The 14657-nt window shown below is 61.1% G+C and carries 16 protein-coding genes and 2 pseudogenes; 9 read left to right on the forward strand and 9 right to left on the reverse strand.

Features of this window, described 5'->3' with window-relative positions:
* The 3 genes from RSO01_RS42420 to RSO01_RS42430 all read right to left on the reverse strand — a co-directional run.
* Nucleotides 1–285: hypothetical protein (locus tag RSO01_RS42420; RefSeq protein ID WP_218037633.1), on the reverse strand; the 285-nt coding region annotated here is incomplete at its 3' end.
* A 2238-nt stretch (nt 286–2523) separates the two neighbouring features.
* Entirely contained in the window at nt 2524–2718 is a 195-nt protein-coding gene (locus RSO01_RS42425) for a hypothetical protein (RefSeq protein WP_147156655.1), read from the reverse strand.
* A gap of 103 nt (nt 2719–2821) precedes the next feature.
* A complete protein-coding gene (locus tag RSO01_RS42430) occupies nt 2822–3163 on the reverse strand; it encodes a hypothetical protein (RefSeq protein WP_147156656.1) in 342 nt (113 codons plus the stop codon).
* A 591-nt stretch (nt 3164–3754) separates the two neighbouring features.
* Between RSO01_RS42430 and RSO01_RS48670 the strand changes: the two genes are divergently transcribed.
* The 5 genes from RSO01_RS48670 to RSO01_RS42450 all read left to right on the forward strand — a co-directional run bounded on the left by RSO01_RS48670 (nt 3755) and on the right by RSO01_RS42450 (nt 6358).
* Nucleotides 3755–3991, forward strand: coding sequence for a helix-turn-helix domain-containing protein (locus tag RSO01_RS48670; RefSeq protein ID WP_246159194.1), 237 nt, complete (start codon nt 3755–3757; stop codon nt 3989–3991).
* Nucleotides 3979–4134, forward strand: coding sequence for a hypothetical protein (locus RSO01_RS48675; protein WP_218037635.1), 156 nt, complete (start codon nt 3979–3981; stop codon nt 4132–4134). The genes RSO01_RS48670 and RSO01_RS48675 overlap by 13 nt, the downstream gene beginning before the upstream one ends.
* Nucleotides 4135–4164: 30 nt before the next feature.
* Nucleotides 4165–4692, forward strand: a complete 528-nt coding sequence (locus RSO01_RS50135; RefSeq protein ID WP_147156657.1) for a thermonuclease family protein — start codon at nt 4165–4167, stop codon at nt 4690–4692.
* Nucleotides 4693–4832: 140 nt separating this feature from the next.
* Nucleotides 4833–5513, forward strand: a complete 681-nt coding sequence (locus RSO01_RS42445; RefSeq protein WP_147156658.1) for a hypothetical protein — start codon at nt 4833–4835, stop codon at nt 5511–5513.
* A 638-nt stretch (nt 5514–6151) separates the two neighbouring features.
* Nucleotides 6152–6358, forward strand: coding sequence for a hypothetical protein (locus RSO01_RS42450; RefSeq protein WP_147156659.1), 207 nt, complete (start codon nt 6152–6154; stop codon nt 6356–6358).
* Between the two features lie 406 nt (nt 6359–6764).
* Here the strand turns inward: RSO01_RS42450 and RSO01_RS42455 are convergent, their stop codons facing one another.
* Nucleotides 6765–7139, reverse strand: coding sequence for a hypothetical protein (locus RSO01_RS42455; RefSeq protein WP_147156660.1), 375 nt, complete (start codon nt 7137–7139; stop codon nt 6765–6767).
* Between the two features lie 1508 nt (nt 7140–8647).
* On the opposite strand from RSO01_RS42455, the gene RSO01_RS42460 reads away from it, so the two are divergent.
* On the forward strand, nt 8648–8833 hold the full coding sequence (locus RSO01_RS42460) for a hypothetical protein (protein WP_147156661.1): 186 nt from the start codon (nt 8648–8650) through the stop codon (nt 8831–8833).
* A 186-nt stretch (nt 8834–9019) separates the two neighbouring features.
* Entirely contained in the window at nt 9020–9268 is a 249-nt protein-coding gene (locus tag RSO01_RS42465; RefSeq protein WP_147156662.1) for a hypothetical protein, read from the forward strand.
* 761 nt (nt 9269–10029) lie between these two features.
* Here the strand turns inward: RSO01_RS42465 and RSO01_RS42470 are convergent.
* The 4 genes and pseudogenes from RSO01_RS42470 to RSO01_RS42485 all read right to left on the reverse strand — a co-directional run bounded on the left by RSO01_RS42470 (nt 10030) and on the right by RSO01_RS42485 (nt 11983).
* The gene (locus RSO01_RS42470) at nt 10030–10452 is read right to left on the reverse strand and encodes a hypothetical protein (RefSeq protein ID WP_147156663.1); all 423 of its coding nucleotides are present in this window, start codon (nt 10450–10452) and stop codon (nt 10030–10032) included.
* A gap of 36 nt (nt 10453–10488) precedes the next feature.
* Nucleotides 10489–10803: an HNH endonuclease gene (locus RSO01_RS50140; RefSeq protein ID WP_147156664.1), complete on the reverse strand. Its 315-nt coding sequence runs from the start codon at nt 10801–10803 to the stop codon at nt 10489–10491.
* 268 nt (nt 10804–11071) lie between these two features.
* A complete protein-coding gene (locus tag RSO01_RS42480; RefSeq protein WP_147156665.1) occupies nt 11072–11299 on the reverse strand; it encodes a hypothetical protein in 228 nt (75 codons plus the stop codon).
* 104 nt (nt 11300–11403) lie between these two features.
* A pseudogene (locus tag RSO01_RS42485) lies at nt 11404–11983 on the reverse strand (SOS response-associated peptidase family protein).
* A gap of 53 nt (nt 11984–12036) precedes the next feature.
* Here RSO01_RS42485 and RSO01_RS42490 point away from each other — a divergent pair.
* The gene (locus RSO01_RS42490; RefSeq protein ID WP_147156666.1) at nt 12037–12546 is read left to right on the forward strand and encodes an SOS response-associated peptidase family protein; all 510 of its coding nucleotides are present in this window, start codon (nt 12037–12039) and stop codon (nt 12544–12546) included.
* A gap of 591 nt (nt 12547–13137) precedes the next feature.
* On the forward strand, nt 13138–13434 hold the full coding sequence (locus RSO01_RS42495) for a helix-turn-helix transcriptional regulator (protein ID WP_147156667.1): 297 nt from the start codon (nt 13138–13140) through the stop codon (nt 13432–13434).
* On the opposite strand, the pseudogene RSO01_RS42500 reads toward RSO01_RS42495, so the two are convergent.
* Nucleotides 13388–14564 (reverse strand): annotated as a pseudogene (locus RSO01_RS42500) (tyrosine-type recombinase/integrase). The gene RSO01_RS42495 and the pseudogene RSO01_RS42500 sit on opposite strands and share 47 nt — an antisense overlap.
* Between the last annotated feature and the right edge of the window lie 93 nt (nt 14565–14657).

The following is a 14657-nucleotide window of genomic DNA, read 5'->3' on the forward strand; positions in this document are numbered from 1 at the left end:
GCCCGCGCCGTTCCCGTCGGCCACGGCGGCGCCGGAGAAGCTGAGGTTCTGGATCGTCACATCACCCTGTGTGACGAAGATGCCTTTGCCGTTGGGCGGCGCCACGGTGGCGACGAAATTCGCCATGCCGCCGACACCGACGATGGTGATGTCCTTGGAGATTGTCGCGAAGTCATTCACATAGGTGCCGGCCTGCACGGCGATGGTATCGCCGTCACGTGAGTCGGCGACTGCAGCGGCGAGCGTGGCATAGGTCTGCCCGGCCCCAACATTGAGAGTTGCCATTAGACGTAAGTCCCTTTTTTTGATTCGGCCATACCATGCCATGCGCGCTGGCCGCCACTGCTACATGGCTGACCTTTGCGTGGCCGGCTCTACTGTTGCGATGGCACCGGCGCTGCCGCCTTGAGCCGTCATGTCATGGTAGATAGCCCTCGATGTTGCGACACTCGGGACGCAGTCGTTTCCCTCGTCGCTCGTTAGCCCTATCAATCACCGCCTGCCATGAGAAGCGGTAGAAAGTGATATAAGTGTGGCCATCAATCCAAACATCAAAGCGTTGTGAGGCGCACCATGGGTGCGCGTTTTCCAACGCCTCAAAGATAGGCTTCGTCAAACGAATCGCGCCGGATTTTCGGTGCGCCCTAAAATTCGTTGACTGACATCGATTTGCTCTCCCGAATAACTTCTCTCAGAGAGAGCATCTGTTCTGCTGGTTGGAGCGAGCTCCAAACTGCTGATGTGATACCACAGAGGTGCGTCTGTGGTTAGCTGACGTTGGTCAGTACGACGATGCCGTCAGCAACGATCCTCTCGTCGGACTGCCCGCTGCGGCCGCCTGATCGATCCGGCTCACACCTGGCGTCGTCGTAATAGCCGACGTCAGCCGCACCACGACTCGGGGAATGATCCTCTTCAAAGAATAGCGGACATTCTCGGCGGCGTACGCCTGACAACCGAAAGGAGAATATTTTTCTCCGCTACTCGCGCGATGCAGTCTGGAGTGAGAGCCGCGAGCGGCTGGGCGTCGAATACGAAGGGTCCCGCCCGCTCCAGTCGCACCCCTTCCAGCCGCCATGGGGTACGATTGCTGGCCGCTTCGGAGGGTTGGTACGCCTCAACGATTTAGTTCCCGAGCTACCTCTGTTGTAGCTCATAAGTCCTTCGGCCCAAGGGCTCGCCGGCGGCGGCGATGCGTCGGAACCATGCCGTCGATCTCGCGCTGGTCGGCTAATCTGAACCGTTCCTCGCTCTTGGTCTTGGCGACTTAAGGGCATCCCTCGCCGCTTCCGATCGAATGTGTCTTCGCCCTTCGGTCAGGGCGGGTGGTGGTGAGTGATCGGGACGACGACGGGCTACTGAACCGCGACTGCTGACGACGGCCCGACAAATCCACAGCGGCCCGCCCGACCGGCGGGACGTTTTTCTTCGGCGAATAGCGATGGCCGGCAGTCGGCGGCTCGCCTTCGACACGAGTAGTACCTCGGCCGTGCTGGTGCGAGAGTCCAGCGAAGGACTGCATTGTGTGCCTATGATCATCAAGGAAGGAACCCCCGGTAAATATAAGCTGAGGGCCGTGGAGCCGAGAAGTCGTCGGCCCTTGATCGAGAGGTATCCCACACAGGGCGCTGTTGCAGCGCGCCGAGCCGCCCTTGAGCAGGCTGGATACAGCGTTCTTGTTACGCTCAACGAAGATGAGTTCCTGACAGCAAGGTCCGGCGCTGGCGACCATCCAAAGATGTCAGCGTAAACACACCCAGCAAGACTGCCTCGCCAGACGGCGGGGCGTTTGCGCGGGGCTGGGCTGCGGGACGTCGGCGACGGCGAGCCGCCCACACGCCGACTCGCCGTCTCCGGTCTCTCCCATCCTGGAGATCCCCAACGGCTGAAACTCTATACAAGGCACCGGCCGGCCGAATGTGGCTGAACACACCTAGGCCCGTCCATGGTTTGACAGCAGCTCGCGATCAGTCAGAGCGCAAAAAGAGCGGCCCCAGGCCGGATGCGATCGCTATCCCTTCACTGGAGCTCGCTTGCGAAAGAGCAAGAGGTAGCGGCTGGCGGCAGCGCATTTCGCGGCGGCAAGCCGCTGACCGCAGACCCCAAGAGTTACCTCCGATACGCTCCGCATTGGACGCGGGGCTTTTCTCTTGGGTGGGCGGCGGTGTCGCGCCGGCGTTGGGAAGGTGGAGTAAATTTGGGACCTTGAGCACAATTTGGCAGCGGTCCCGAAACGGCCCACTTAGGCAGGGGAGACGGCAACGGCGGTCGGGGTGGCGGTGAACTACAACACCTGCAAAGGCGCGCGACAAAACATACGGAGACGACGGCGGTGCCCTCGACCTGAGGGGATGATCCCAGGGCCGGCCAGACACGAAATCGATTCCACGGGCAGAAAAACAGGGCTGGCGTTGAATTCCCAAAGATGTTCTGGGAGCAGCCCCATGAACGATGAAAAGCGTGGCCCGTGGGCTGACTGAGAAAGTAGCCGCCAAGGAGCTTCGTGTCAGGAAAGTTGTCGCCTCAGCTCCCCGCTTTTGCGGCGTCCAGAGCATCAGCCTTGGTGATCAGGCTCTGGGCCAGTGACCGAGCCTCGAACGGGGACATGTCAACCCAGACGCAAGGCTGCGAGAAGGCCAAGCGCACCTTGCCCTGGGCGGCGTTGACCTCGGACGTGATCGCAAGCCGCTTCTTCGGGGCTACATCGGGGTTCGCCATCCTTCCTCCGATGGTTGGACGTCCGTTAGTTTGTAGGCCGATTTCGTACAACTGGGAATGGCTGCGCTTTTTCAAAGCCCTTGCTGCCCGCCCCAAACCGGCCCTAGCGTCCATGATCGTCTGAGATAGACAGCGGACTGCGGTCGATCGGTGCATCAGTGAGCCACGCGAACGCCGACGCAGCATCGCGAAAGATCCGCAATGGTCTATCTGCAAGTACTTTGGAATTGAACTTTTCAGCCTGCTCGTAGAGTTCATCGGACGCCGCGACTACGGCGACCCTGCCCATCAATTGGTCGACTTCGTGGCTGAGTATACGGGCTCCAACCGCGACAAGATCATGTTTGCTTAGCTGAAGACGACAGCCAGCAGCCATATGAAAAATCTTGCCAAATGACAGCGTGGCCGCAGCCGCCAATTCATCTAAATAGCTGTCAAAATCCACCTTGGTCAGTACGCCTCTATCTTTGTTTCTAAACAGTCCGTTTGACGGTTCCAGCGCCTGGCGAGACTTTACGGGCGAAGATCCTGAAAGCGATGACAATCGGCCCCGTGACAAGCAGCGAGTCCAATCAGGGCCGTGGCAGGAAGGATTCCTGGAGATAGCAGCGTCTCTAAACCGGCTCGATATCATTACGAGCCCCAAGCCAACTGTCGAAGGAATGCTGTCGATTGTCCCTTCAAACCTGTGGCAGAACACTTCTCTGCAGCTACCGCGGGCACTTAGCTGGGTAGTGGTGCCCCGAGACGGAGGGCCGGAAGTGAGGCATGCCAGCGGGTTATATCGTAGTGGGACACTATCCTTGGTCGCTGATTTCCTTGCTCTTTCCAGAGCCAGGGTCCCACTTTTTTGAGTCGCTTGTCCAAATGCCATGCCGCAACCTTTGCGGGCTTGCTTGACCCGGATGCACTTGAGGAATCGCGTACGAACGGTACGGTGCGGTCCGCAAAATCAGTGAGGCAGACCTTGGCAAAATCTCATCCTGTAGACGTGCATGTTGGTTCTCGAATGCGGCAACGGCGGACGCTGCTTGGCATGAGCCAGACCAAGGTCGGCGATGCCGTCGGACTCACCTTTCAGCAGGTCCAGAAGTACGAGCGTGGTTCAAACCGCATCAGCTCGAGCCGGCTCTATGAGTTCGCCAAGGTGCTCGATGTGCCGGTGTCGTACTTCTTCGACGAGATGCCGTCCAACGCGGGGCAAGCCTGGCAGGCCGTGGACGCAAGGCCTCCGGCGACGCCGGAACGCCGCTCGACGAGATGGATCCACTGATCAAGCGTGAGACGCTGGAACTGGTGCGCGCCTACTACAAGATCCGCGCAGGCCGCGTGCGCAAGCGCATCTTCGAGATGGTCAAGGCCATGGGCGCAGCAAGCCCTGCCGCGGTGCAGAGCGGCCGCAAACCGCGCAAATAAGGGGCAGCTGAGGCGACGGACCGATCTGAGATGGGCAAGGTTCGTTTGCTCGCGGCAGCTCTGACCGCTGCATCGCCTTGCGCAGCTCAGACGATCACCGATGGCGACACCCTCAAGCAGGGAGGCCTCAGATACCGGCTCTGGGGCGTCGATGCGCCCGAGCTTGCGCAGACGTGTCCTGATGGCTGGCCGGCCGGCCGAATGGCCGCGATCAGGCTGCAGGCACTGACGGCAGGCCGATCGATCGTCTGCCAGGAGAAGGACCGGGACCGCTACGGCAGGACCGTCGCCATCTGCCGAGCGTCGGGCGAGGATCTAGGCGCCCTCATGGCTCCTCGATCTATCCCGCCATCCAGAACCTGCTATCGGCGGCAAGGGCCTCCGGCATCGGTGGTGCCTCACGACCCTACGAGGCCGAGATCAAGGCTTTTCTTGGGCCTTCCTGACAGCGCCGAACGTATGCCCTTGTACCGTTTGGCTACCCCGCGACAGGTTCGGCCCCTCCGCCGCCGCCCGGTCGATGAGGTTACCTACCTCGACGCCTGGGGTGCCCTGTAGGTGCGGACGCATCGCGCACCGCGGCGTCGCTTGCATGTCATCGCCCTCGTATGTCGCAAATGTGCCTAGCCCGCGCTACCGTTAGGCGCGTTTAACTCCGATTGTGCTCATCATTGCTAGCCAAAGCGGGGAAGAGGGACATGCTTAAGCCTATGACGCGCTCAATTGTCTTTGGACTGTTACTATCATTCTCCTCGGTCGTGCATGCTGAGACTTGGCAGGCTGAGTCGATTTTGATTCCGGACCCATCAACGAAGTGTCCAGACACTGTTCGCACTTTCGAGTTCAGCGCGGCGAACGGCACAATGACGGTGAAGACGCCTGCGAATGCAACCTTTACCGCACCGATCTCACCAGATGGAGCCGTTTCTCTTTCGTTTACCGCTGCATCAGGTGCGGGAACTGTCATTATCGCCGGCAACGCCCTGAACAAGAACCTCCAGATGACCGCGCCGCGTAGCTTGCCCGGGTGCAGGTATGCGATGCGACCTGTCGCGGCTTCTGCAACGCCCGAAAGCACGATCGAGTGGAGGGTCTCGGTTCAGCAAGTGAGCGGCAATGTTCAGAAGTGCAGTTCTGGCAATCGAGGTCGCGTCCGACAGACAGGCCTGAACCTTTATCTCTATGACGCGGGACGCGCCTCGGGTGCTCCCACGTTTGCCACGCGCGTGAACTCGGATGGCAGCTTCGACGGCGACGTTAGAACGACTTTCGGTGCTAACTCCACTGCCCGCCTAAAAGTAGCCCCGGGCCAAGGACCGCGTCCCATGGAGTACGTTACCTATGCCAATGTGTGCGGCTATCGCGTTGTGCCCGACTAAGGGTGCGCTCAGACCAAGGACGGCGGCGACGATGGGCGCCAGCACGACAGCGCGCCCGCATGCCGCACCATTTGCTGTCAGTGCAGGCCAATGATTCAGATTTGGCCGCTCCCTAACTCAAGCGCATGCTGCGCGCCTTTCCATTCCAGACCTTCGACGACATCGCCAAGCTCAGCCTCGAGGGTCCGCATCTACTGCCCGAACTGCTATCGGCAAACAGGCCCGATCGACCTTGCCGATGATCGGCTGCGCGGCCGCGCTTTCATGGGCACGCGGTTCGTGCGCTCCGTTGATCGAACCTATGGCAGCGCTCACCCACCACGCCCCTGCGGTTGCCTCGGTCACATCATCATCAAGCCGCAAGCACGCGATTTCATTCCGCCCGGCCGGGCCATGCCCTGGTGCAGTATCGAGTGCCCGCGCTGCTTGCCCCATTGGGAGGTCAGCCAGGCTGCCAAGCACCTGCCGCCCTGGAATAGGATATGGACGGGCCCCGGGTCGCGTGCCCGGCCTGCCGATCGGCCTTGACCACGGTCTGGCACGATGGAGACGGAATTCCCTTTACGCCCGGCTACCGCAGGAGCAACGACCAGAGCGACGATGGCGTTGTCCGGCCGTGATTCAAAGGGAGTCGCACGATGCCGACGTTCGGCAGGGTCCAATGGACTGGCGACGACAAGGCATGGGAGGCGATCTGCGCCCTGCATGCCGACAGCGAACTCGTGGCCTTTCGGGAGAGTAACGGAACAGTTTCAGTTGAGACGCCGGACGGGCGGCGGGCGGCCGCCAATGTCGGTGACTGGATCGTCAGGACCACCGACGGCTTCCACATCGACGCTGCTTGATCGGCTGAAAGGCCGATAGAGAGCTCTCGCCTTAGTCCTGTTTTCTTCGGCTCATTGGCGTGGGCCGACGAGTCAGCCGATTGCTGGTGCTGAACCTGCTGCTGCTGTATTTGTGGAGGGGCGACTGGGGGTAGGGATAGCCCGGGCATCGCACGTTCAAGGGCGTCTGCCTCGCTCTCCAGCTGCGCAGCAAACTGCGTCAGTCGTGCCCTATCAGGGCCGTGGATTTGGGTTGGGCCAATCGCCTGGCGCGGCGCGCGAGGTCACGCATTTCCAACGCAAGCTGCTTATCAATGGGCTTCTGCGCCATCGTCGGTGCCCCCTAGGGCACCCCAACGCCATTAGGTGCATAAAGTTTCATCGTCGGTAGTCCGCCGCCGAAAGGTGTTGCCGCCAGGCCACATGCCTAGGCAGGAGCCTGTTGGTCCAGCCATGAGCGAGCCTGCCGCAAACTGGTAAATATCTTCATCGGTCGGTCGGCGGTAGCCAGTGCGCCCAGAAGCCGAGCAAACCTGACGGTCTGTTCGTGGGTACCCACTATGGCCAGGGCGCCTACGCTGGCATGGTCGTGACAGGCCCTGATTCTGGCACAGACCGCGAGGACCTCATCGCCGGTCATCGTAGGTTGCACCGCGCGGCCGTCGAACAGCTTGCGGTAAGATAGAGCCTTGGCGCCGGCTAGCGCTTCCAGGAGCGATATGGCGTCGTGAAAAGTGACTTCTCCTTCGCTAACCCCGGTGAAAAGGCGATTCTTGGAATCGATCGTCCAGTACAAAGGCATTTGATCCCACCCACGAGACCCAGCCTAATACTTTCCCGCCAAATCCTGCCGTGAGAGCAGATCGCAATTTAGCGGGTCAGCGCGGACACTCCCAACATCACCAACCGATCACGACAAGCCCGGTAACTCTTGTCGAGGTGCGCCGTTACGTGAATGCTTCTACTCTCCCCCAGAGACGGCAATCGCCGTGACGGAAGCAAAGAGCGCCGCCCGAGTCCTGAGCCGGGCGCGCTTCTGTGTTTCTAGCGAAGGTGCCGTGGCGGATGAGGAACCGGCCTCACGACCTGGCGCGCTGGCTTGTCCTCCCGCTGTCCCTGATATGAACACCTGCCTCAGCAGGTTGTCCTCGGTCCAGGTGAGATAAAGGGTTAGTCCTGGCGGGGTGTTATTCTCGCAAGGTAGGTCTGTCTGTATGGATCGCCCATCGTGGCGACTAGGCGGAAGGGGCCACCATGGCGGCCTTGGTGTAGCGGGCAACCTACAAACAAGCGGCGACGTTGCAAGACCATGAGGCGACAAATGACAGATCCGGCGACCGTAATACGCTCGATCCTAAAAGAGGCCGATGAACTGATCTGCCGGCGGCAAAGGGAATCTCGCCTTAAATGTGTCACACATTCTGGCTGTCGTGACGCCGGATAGGAGAGTGGTCTTGCATACTAATGCAAGTCCTGATGTGCTTCGGTGGTTTGGTGAGGATCTGAAGAGCATCGCGCAAGACATCACCGCACCGACGACTGCTGGCACGATTGCACCGAAGCTCGGCGATCCAACCGCGCCGAAGTCTCGCGGTCCGACCACACACTGATTTTCGGCCGTACCCCAGCTCGGCGCCTTGACGAGATCGAGGTCCCGCAGCGGCAAGTTGCGGCCGTTGATCGGCTAGCCGGAAAGCGGCAAGGCGGAAAGTTGCCCACTCGAGCCGTGAACTACGCGGACGCAAGATCGAACGGGCGGCGGGCGGAAGAGCGTCGACGGCTTCCATGTCGAGGCCGCCTGATCGCTTTGTTGCAGCCCACCCCACCCGGCAGTGACCCACACCACTGTCCGCGCGGGCCCGCCTCTTAACCTTGTTGGATGCGCTCTTAGTTGTGGGCTCCCCGGCTCATCGAGGCCTCGGGAAGCCTCCGCCGCAGGTCGAGCAAAATGGTGAAACTCTTTTTGCCGACTCGGGGAACGGCTGCGAGCTCCCAGAGGGGCGCCGACTCAAGGTCATCGATCGTGAGGAAGCCTGCATTCTCCAAAGCCCGGGCAGTGCCGAGCGGCAGACCCTTGCGCTCCCAAGCCTTTGACGCCAACCAATACTCTTCGAATGACGAAGGTTTGTGCCTGACGTGAGACATCGCCTCAAATCCACTTATGATTGGCCCCTGCACGCCCTTTCTACGGTAGGGATTGCAGCTCGAGCCAGAGACGTTGCGCGACCCATCGTGGGTCATGAAAGTCTTCTTGATAGTCGGTCTTGAGACTGGGGCGCCATCGCCCTCGGGCCGGTTCGGGATCAGCGATTGCTTCCAGCCATAGCACTACGCTATGACGCGCACACCATCGACCTGACAGGTATCGCCATCAAGCTGGCGGTGCTGAGCGAATCCGACTGCAGCGAGGATGTGACCAGCATCGTGCGCGATCTGGCTGCCGCCGGCATCGTCACGCCGCGCGCTGTAGGACTGGAGATGACCGCAAGCCCGTAAGCAGACAGCCCGCCCCGAAAGCCCGGCCGGCAACACCAGCGGTCGGGCCCCGCTGTTCTCTTCTAGGCGCCGCACCTGGGCTTCGGTCTGCTGAAGCCGCTCTCGCGGGCGCTGCGATCGGCCCGTACAACACTGGCCGCTACCTTTGCGGGAGAGTATCCCTTTCTATCGGAAGGGGGGAGTAGGGTGGCCTCGACAAACCTCAAGGATCGCCTCACAGGGCTCCGCGAATCCATTCTTGGCAGCAAGCGCCTGACCCTTTCAGCGCCGACTGTCATTTTCGTCGCTTGGCTCGTAACTGGACTTTCTCCTTTGCTGAGCACCGATCTCAACGCTGCGCGTCAACTTTTCGCGCAGCCTAAGATCGGCCTCGAACCAAGCGCGCTCCTCGCGTTCTGGGCAGTTTCAATCGCCTTTGTCAGTGCGCGCCAATAGGCGAAGTCCTTCCGAAGCTGCTGATACCCGTCGACGATAGAGTATGGGAGGTAGCCCGCCTTGTACTGCGTTAGGCCCTTGGCTCGCAGCAACGTATCATACTGCTCGCGGGTATCCGGGAGCTGGGCCAGCGGTAATACGCCCTCAACCGAGCCATCGTCAGCCAAGTCAACGTAGTGCCCCGGATCGCGCTCTGCGTCGTGCGTCTTGCCGGCGCCTTTGGAGCGGTCGAGCTCTCGGCCCATAACGGCCAATCTCGGCCGCAGCCGTCGGTGTACGGACGAATTCAGGAACGGTGTCGGGCAACTTCTCGATCGCGATACCACTTACCCACTCGTGGCCCGTGGCGCCCCAGGCCCAGCAATCCGCGGCCGGACCCTCCGCCAGAACAATTGCCAAAGTCGCCATCCGCCAATGATTCATCTAGCCCCCTTGCTCGGTGGTAATAGTCTTGCACAATACGACCGATCGGGGGAGGCCATGAGAGTTCTGGATTTGGTCGTTGCCGAAGAAGGCCACTCGCAAGAAGTAGCCGGCCGCCGCCCTCGGCCATCCACCCGACGTTATTGAGGCTCGGGGAGTCCTCAGCTACCGGACGGAGCCTAAAACGATTCCACTGGCAGAAAAACCGGGCTAGACGCGATGATTGCAAGAAGGCCGCTGCGCGGATCGCCCGTGGATCTCCGGCGTGGATGAGGAGACTAATGAAGCGCTGCAGCGACGGGGAGCCGTTCGCCCTTTGGCAGGGTTGGCAAGCCCCATTAGCCACCAGTATTAGGGGGGACAAAGCAAATGAACGCGCCCTTCGAATAACAAAGGTGTGCGCCCTCTACCGTCGGATTGGGTACGTAAAGTATCCGTTCCTCCGGCACTGCGACCCAGGCTCTTTCCCGCAACGGCAGCCACTCACCAGGGCCTAACTCATCTGGAGGCGCGAACCATTCGGCCTGGCGTAGGGCAAACCATTGACCTTGGCGAAACTCGGCCGCCACCGGTGCGCAATCTTGATGGGAACAGCATGAGATATTGGTGCCCGGCTGCTTCCAATGACGATAGTGACTATCGTGGAACTGGTTGTGGCCAGCTTCTTCTGCCTTCGGCGCGCTAGCTCCGGTATTCACTAAAAGAAGCGCTGCAACACCGACAAACAAACGCCCGCGTTTGGTGTGAGGAGTAAGCGTCATGTGGCACTCCGCGCTATGCGTTGTGGCACCACGAACTCAGCGCGAAGTGAAGGCTGCGCCCGGTTGAGCCTGATGTCTAAAGCGAAAAGGGCCGACAACAGAAACTAGACAGTCTTGCTGTCCCAGTTTGTATTGCATGAACCGCTCGACATGTGGCGCTCTGCGGTCGCCAGTTCGAACCAACCGGTTGTAAAATGTGTGTAGCGACAGCGAACCCTTGGCCTTGTTGCAGGGCGAACACACGATGGCTCGGTTGTCGGCCGTGAGTTTGTAGCGCTTCGACTTGGGTTTGATGTGGTCCCAGCTCGGCCAGCGGTCGGGGCCCATCATCGGCTCCCCGCAATAGGGCATCGCTGTCCGATCGCGGCCACTAGGACCGCGCGGCGCGGCTCTTGGGACATGGCACTAGGCCCGTGCTGATGCCTTGGGGCACCACTAAGGCCGAGGTCCCCCGTACCGATCGCAGCGCAATGCGCGGCGTGATGATGCCGGCGGCAGCCAGATCGCGCACCATGCCGCGGATCGGGCCGCCGCAATCGGACTCGCTCAGCACCGCCAGCTTGATGGCGATGCGGCAAGATCGACGGTGCGTGCATCCAAGATGGCCCGCTGGACTTGCTCAGAAGCCGCCATCGTCTCGGGTCCTGACCCCGGCAGGCGCGCCACCGCCAATCGCTTTGGCCGCGCGAGCCTCGAGCCGACCGCTGCCCAGCCCCTCGAACTCGAACCCCAGGCCTCCCACAAGCTCAAGATCGTCCGGACTGACACTGATGCTGATCGAGGCCCAAGTCGCATGCAATGGCCCCAAACGCAATTTGTCGACCGGAATCGGAAAGTCGATCCGCATCGTCTCGCCCACAATCGAGAACGGAACTTCTGTTCCCGGAAAAAGGGGCGTCGTCGTATTGATAACGCCTTCGGCATAAAGATCGCCCGTAACGTCATCGAACGTCAGCCCACTTGTTCGACGGCGAGTGAACCTGCCGGCAGCGGCCTCAAGAGCGTGCGAGCAGACACATCGAGCCACTCGGCCCACTGGGAGCGGTCCAGAATCGCGATCTGGCGATCATGATACGGCGCGATGTCAGGGCTTGGCGCCATGGTCAACATTGTGAAGGCCTCGCCGACATCGGCATTCTTCCTCCAGATGCCAGCGAAGCAGAACCAGGGTTCGCCGCGCTTGGTGAAGAGCCATTTGTCCTTGCGCTTCTTCTTGGGATCCTTCGGATCGGTAAACTCGTAGAAGCCGTCGGCGATGATCAAGCAGCGACCCGACGAGAACTCGCGGTTCTCCGAAAGTTGTAGACCGGCCGACCGTTCTGCCCGGCCAGCTCCACCGGCGCTGCACCAGTTCGCCCGCTTCGCGCTCGCCGTCGACGGTGCGCACGATCGGCGCGGTGTCGGTGATCTTGATGTCGTCACGTGACTCGAGGTTCGGTGTGCCTTCGGGGAAGCGGATCCTGATTTTGATGCTGGAGAAGTCGTCGGCGATCTCCCCGGCACCCACGTGGAGGCGATAGTCATTGCACATTTGGTCCTCCAGCCTCGTTGCGCTTGGCCGATGTTCCTATCGTGTTCTCATTTATGAAGACGACCACGTTCGATATGGACGCCCCAGTCGACGAACGCCGCATCATCGTACGGCACGGCGACGAAGGCGTGGAGATGGTGGTTGAGCTGCCCTGGGGCCTCCGTCCAAAGGAGCCGGGCGAGCGCCCGTTCAGGCTCGTGCGCGCCGAGGGCCGGACGTTTCCCAGTCATCGCTGCCTAGTCCCGGCTTCGGAATTCCGGCTCACCCACCGAGGCCGGCGATTGGCGTTCTCGCTCGCTGACGGCGACTGGTTCTACTTCGCCGGTATCTGGCGGCCAGCCTCGCATGACTGGCCGGAGGCTTACGTTGTGGTCACCATTGAAGCGAGCGGCGATGTCGCGCCCTACTATGACCGGCAGGTGGCCGTGCTGAGGCGTCGGCAGCGGATGGACTGGTTGGATCTCTCGCGCCCCGAACGCGAGCTGCTGCAGCCGCTGTCGATCGGGGCCTTCCGAATTGAGCTGCCGATCGCACGGCAAACGCAGGCAACGTTAGCGTTCTAGTCTCGACGCATTGGCGAGTGGAGCAACGAGCGGCCACGATGGCAATGAACGTTAAGGGCTTCGAAACGAGAGGTTCGGTTTGAGCATCGAGACGCCAATCAAGGACTTGATCGAACGGGATGCCCAGCTCCCGCGCCGCACTGACGCGTCTAAAGCCGACGTTTGTGGCCGAGCCCGGCCGCTTCTGTTGCGGCGAGTCCTGCTGACGGATCGTGGTCTGCGGAGGCTGCACACTCGGACGGCGACCGAGAGCCCGCTACGTTTCGCCTCTGTCTGCTTCCCCCATGCTTCCCCGGCTTTCGTGCCGGAGGCGGGGAAGCAGAAGAAGTCCCCGAGTGACCCTTCTCAGCCGTTGATTTGCTTGAAGAAAGTGGGAGGGGGCGAAGGGATTCGAACCCTCGACCCCGACCTTGGCAAGCGCCGCCACTGATCTCGTCTTTAGGTGCATTGGCTAAACACGAGCATTCACCTTCTCGCTGTGCCGTCCGATTTCTAGCCCTGAGCCCGCCACTGCCCTACGGCGCCTGGAAACGCCTTTCGTCCGTCAGTCACTATCGCTTTCAATCTCCTCGTCAAACCGAGGAGGCGAACATGGGCCGCGTTTCGGAGACCCCGATCAGGCGGACGATCCGCCGGCAGCAGCTGCGCGAGATAGTGCCGCTGGCCGACAGCACGATCTACGAGATGGAGCAGCGCGGCGAGTTCCCACGGCGCTTCGCCCTCTCGCCGAGATGTGTTGTCTGGGACTTGGCCGAGGTCGAGGCGTGGCTCGGGTCTCGCCGATCGACGCCGATCCCGCGGGCTCAGCACCCGGATGTCGCTAAACGCCGCGCGCGCCCCGTCAAAGTGAAGGATCGAGGGCCAACAGCGGCATCGACGGCGGAATGAGAACTGGCATGTGCTTCTCGCCGGCCACCCAGGCATCGACGATGTCCGACCACTCCTGCATCATGTGGCGCCTCTGAACCTCGTACTCGGCCTTGTTGTAGACGCCGCGCGATGAGCGTCCATCCTCGTGCGCGAGACACTTCTCGATCCAGTCGCTGTTGAAGCCGAGCTCGTTGAGAAGCGTCGAGCCAGTCCGGCGCAGGTCGTGCACGGTGAAGGGCTCGAGCGGCAGGCCTTCCTTCTCGGCGCGATCGACGACGGCATACGTTACCCGGTTGAAGGTCGCGCGCGACATCGGGGCATCAGCATCGTAGCGCGATGGCAGCAGGTACTTCGAGTTTCCGGCGCAGCTCTTCAGAGCGATCATGATGTCGAGAGCCTGGCGGGACAGGTAGACGTTGTGCGCCTTGGAGCGCTTCATTCGCTCCTTAGGAATCGTCCACACTGCGTTCTCGAAGTCGATCTCGTCCCAGATCGTGCTCCAACTGCTTAAGCATGATCCTGATTTCAGTCGGCGAGAGCGACCGGTCTCTCGGGACGAAGTGGGCGATCGACGACGGCCCGACATCGTCGGCGGGATTGGCGACCTTCTCGCCATGAAGAATCGCGAAGCCATAGATCTGCTTGACAATGTCCCGTACGTGGATGGCGGTCGCCGGCGCGCCCCTCGCGACGATCTTCGCACAATGCGCCCGGAGATCATCCGGTTCGATCTCGGTCAGAAGCCTGTTGCGCCACGCCGGCAGCAGGTCTCGCTCGAAGATCGACTTGCGCATGGCGCGCGTGCTCTCGGCCATGACGTCGCTGGAAAGCCACCGCTCGCCAAACTGGCCGAAGCTTTTCGCCTCCTTCAGGCGGCGCTTATCGCGCTGCTTCTCGATTGCCGGCGACCTGCCCTCTCTAACGGCGCGCTTGGCATCGAGGCACATCTCGCGCGCCCGCAGGAGGGAGATGCCGTCACGTCCGTACTTGCCGAAATTCACCGTCTCCCGTCGGCCGTTCAGACGGTAGTCGAGCCGGAAAGAGAGCGTCCCACCGGGAGACACGTGGACGTACATGCCGTCCCGGTCCGTGATCTTGTATGGTTTTTCCTTTGATTTCAGGTTCTTAAGAGCGACATCGGTCAGCATGCGAGGCCCCCAACACATAAAACACCGTCAGGCCGTTTTCGGAGGTCTCGTGCAGCTATTTTCAAGTTACTTCAGTAGGTTATGCTTAAAAGG

This window comes from Reyranella soli, assembly GCF_007992495.1.
GTDB classification, from domain to species: Bacteria; Pseudomonadota; Alphaproteobacteria; order Reyranellales; family Reyranellaceae; genus Reyranella; species Reyranella soli.

What these genes read in the sequence shown, in the direction of transcription:
- RSO01_RS42425 (WP_147156655.1), bottom strand. Translation starts at nt 2,718, where the DNA reads ATGGCGAACCCCGATGTAGCCCCGAAGAAGCGGCTTGCGATCACGTCC.
- RSO01_RS48670 (WP_246159194.1), top strand. Translation starts at nt 3,755, where the DNA reads ATGAGCCAGACCAAGGTCGGCGATGCCGTCGGACTCACCTTTCAGCAG.
- RSO01_RS48675 (WP_218037635.1), top strand. Translation starts at nt 3,979, where the DNA reads ATGGATCCACTGATCAAGCGTGAGACGCTGGAACTGGTGCGCGCCTAC.
- RSO01_RS50135 (WP_147156657.1), top strand. Translation starts at nt 4,165, where the DNA reads ATGGGCAAGGTTCGTTTGCTCGCGGCAGCTCTGACCGCTGCATCGCCT.
- RSO01_RS42445 (WP_147156658.1), top strand. Translation starts at nt 4,833, where the DNA reads ATGCTTAAGCCTATGACGCGCTCAATTGTCTTTGGACTGTTACTATCA.
- RSO01_RS42450 (WP_147156659.1), top strand. Translation starts at nt 6,152, where the DNA reads ATGCCGACGTTCGGCAGGGTCCAATGGACTGGCGACGACAAGGCATGG.
- RSO01_RS42455 (WP_147156660.1), bottom strand. Translation starts at nt 7,139, where the DNA reads ATGCCTTTGTACTGGACGATCGATTCCAAGAATCGCCTTTTCACCGGG.
- RSO01_RS42470 (WP_147156663.1), bottom strand. Translation starts at nt 10,452, where the DNA reads ATGACGCTTACTCCTCACACCAAACGCGGGCGTTTGTTTGTCGGTGTT.
- RSO01_RS50140 (WP_147156664.1), bottom strand. Translation starts at nt 10,803, where the DNA reads ATGCCCTATTGCGGGGAGCCGATGATGGGCCCCGACCGCTGGCCGAGC.
- RSO01_RS42480 (WP_147156665.1), bottom strand. Translation starts at nt 11,299, where the DNA reads ATGCGGATCGACTTTCCGATTCCGGTCGACAAATTGCGTTTGGGGCCA.
- RSO01_RS42490 (WP_147156666.1), top strand. Translation starts at nt 12,037, where the DNA reads ATGAAGACGACCACGTTCGATATGGACGCCCCAGTCGACGAACGCCGC.
- RSO01_RS42495 (WP_147156667.1), top strand. Translation starts at nt 13,138, where the DNA reads ATGGGCCGCGTTTCGGAGACCCCGATCAGGCGGACGATCCGCCGGCAG.